Origin of the sequence: Rubrivirga sp. (genome assembly GCF_049648075.1) — a bacterium.
Classification (GTDB): Bacteria; Bacteroidota; Rhodothermia; order Rhodothermales; family Rubricoccaceae; genus Rubrivirga.
Genome location: NZ_JBARYR010000207.1, coordinates 1 through 2,346, shown reverse-complemented (window position 1 = coordinate 2,346; position 2,346 = coordinate 1). Strand labels below are relative to the sequence as shown.

Below are 2,346 nucleotides of genomic sequence, written 5' to 3'. Positions count from 1 at the left end.
CGGTCCAGGCCTTGAAGGGCTCGCGAGGCGGGAACGACGGCAAGGGCGCGTTCGACGAGGTCGCGCTGTAGGGTCGGGACGCCCGTGTCACAGCGTCGGCGACGCGCTCGGCCTCGAGGGCGCCTCCGAACGGACGGTGCGTGCGGCGGCTGGCGGTGCTACTCCGGTTTCTCAGCCACGTACGCGTCGTTCTCCCACGCGTCTTTGTGGTGGCTGACCAGGCGCATCCCAGCGTGCCCGAGAGCCTCGCGGTAGCCGTCGACGCCGAGCGAGACGTAGTGGACCACGACGCCGTCCATCTCGCCCGTGCGCTCGCCCTCGAGGTCGCCGGACGTGAACAGGAGCCGGCCGCCGGGCACGAGCCACGAGGCAACGTCCTCGAGGGCGCACTGTTGGTCGGCGGCCGACAGGTGAAACAGGACGCCCCACGCCACGACGGCGTCGAACGAAGCGGGGGCAACGTGGGCGTCTTGGATGCGCCCGCACTGAACCGCGACGCCTGGGAGGTTGGCCCGAAATCGTGCGACCATCTCCGGCGAGCTGTCGAGCGCATCGACCTCGAGGCCGAGCTGGACCAGGCGCTGGGCGATGGGGAGTCCGTGTCCGCATCCGAGGTCGAGGACTCGCGCGTGGGGAGGAAGTCCCCGGACGAACACATCGAGGTCCGGGATGCCGACGTCGAGGTCGCGGGTCTCGGCATACCACTCCGCGATCAGGTCGTACTCGCGCATGGCGTGTGGATGCGATGTTTCTTGAGCTACGGCTGCCCAGCCGCCCTCGAGGTCGAGAGGCGGGCGCGACTTACTCGCTGATGTACTCGATCTCTCTCGTCTCGAACAGCCTCGGCTCGCCGTCTCGCTCGACGGTCCGGCTCGTCCAGTTTCCGTGCTCGTCGACCGTTTCGACGCGGTACACGTATTCGGATCTCCTCGACCCGTCGGCCGACTCCGTCACGTAGCCGGTCTGGTTTACGCCGTCGTAGTCGATCGTGTCGGATCCACGGACCGTTCCCTCTGCGTCGCCGTAGCGCCGCACCAACTCGCGACCGTCGGCGTCGAGGACGAACTCGTTGATGGACGTTGTCACCCCGTCGGCCCCGAAGTAGGTCACGCGCTTGACGGTCGTTCCAGGCGCGGCACCCGGGGTGTACTCGTTCCGCTCGAGGTTCGGGTCGAGCTCGCCGCCCTCGAAGTAGACGGCCCCTACGGATCGGCCCGTGTGGTCGTAGAGCTCCATGAACGCGAGCTGAACGGCCCCGTCGGGTCCGCGCCACTCGACGCGAAGCCTGCGGCCGTCGAGGCCGTAGGTCTCGACCTCGGATCGACGGAGGGCACCGACGGGGCGGTCGTCGGGCTCGGAGGGAGGTACGAGGTTGTAGACACGCTTGAGGGTCGAGCGCGCGCCCTCGATCGGTTGGGCCTGCGCGCTCATGGCCAGAAGAAACGCGAGGACGAGGGGTGCGGTGCGCATGGAGCTAGGGGCTAACGCGACGGCGTGCCGTTGCGTCTGGCCGTTGGGAGGGCGGAAGGGTACCCTCTCGCGACCGCCGGCTGCGACGGAAACCGGTGAGCGGCGGAGCGATGCCGCCGAACGGCGGACGGGACCGGTGACCAAGATTGAGGTGCCCGAAATCGGGGGAATCCGACCAGACCCGGGGACGGAATCGCCTCGGTCATTGTCGCCCAACCCTCCGGCGGCCTCGAGGTCGTCATTCGTCCTCGACGCGACGGATCTGCTCCGTCAGCCGAGCGACCGGGACCCCCAGCACCCGCACCGACAGCAGGTTCAGCGCCAGCCGCCCGCCTGGCTGCAACGCGAGGGTCTGCGAGACCGTCGTGAACCGCCCTGTTCGGTAGCCGATCACCAAGCGGTTGCCCGACGCCTCGGCCTCGACGGGACCCGTCGCCTCCGTCAAGTCGCCGGTGTACCGGCCGTCCCCGAGGGCGCGAAAGGTCCACGTTCGCTGGTACGGCTCGTCGTCGCCGCGCGTGATGGTTTGGACCAACTCGAGGTCGCCGCTCTCGAGGACGGTCCCGACGCTCTCGACCTCGACGGGGACCGGCGCGCGTCCTCGAATGTGCAGCACGCCTAGTCCGGCCGTCTCGCCCTGGAAGAACGCGAACACGTCGAACGGCGGCTCGGTCTCGAGGGCGAGACGGGGCTGTGCCGGAAGGCAGCCGGACAAGACGACGAGGGCGAGAGCGACGAGACGTGACATGTCGACGATGAGGAACGCGTCGGACCCAGCCGGGCACGCCGAGGTCCCCGTCGCCGGTAGTTTCCCGGACCCTCTTTCGAACACCCATGGCTCTCGACCTCCTTCTCGCCGGCGGCACCGTCCTCGAC

General features: G+C 69.0%; 3 protein-coding genes. All 3 read right to left on the bottom strand.

All coding sequences use genetic code 11. From position 1 onward, the window contains the following. Nucleotides 1-158: 158 nt before the first annotated feature. Entirely contained in the window at nt 159-731 is a 573-nt protein-coding gene (locus tag WBA11_RS05945; RefSeq protein ID WP_424519791.1) for a class I SAM-dependent methyltransferase, read from the bottom strand. A 70-nt stretch (nt 732-801) separates the two neighbouring features. Continuing rightward, on the bottom strand, nt 802-1,470 hold the full coding sequence (locus WBA11_RS05940; RefSeq protein ID WP_424519790.1) for a hypothetical protein: 669 nt from the start codon (nt 1,468-1,470) through the stop codon (nt 802-804). A gap of 238 nt (nt 1,471-1,708) precedes the next feature. Then, entirely contained in the window at nt 1,709-2,218 is a 510-nt protein-coding gene (locus WBA11_RS05935) for a DUF3833 family protein (protein ID WP_424519789.1), read from the bottom strand. Nucleotides 2,219-2,346 lie beyond the last annotated feature (128 nt).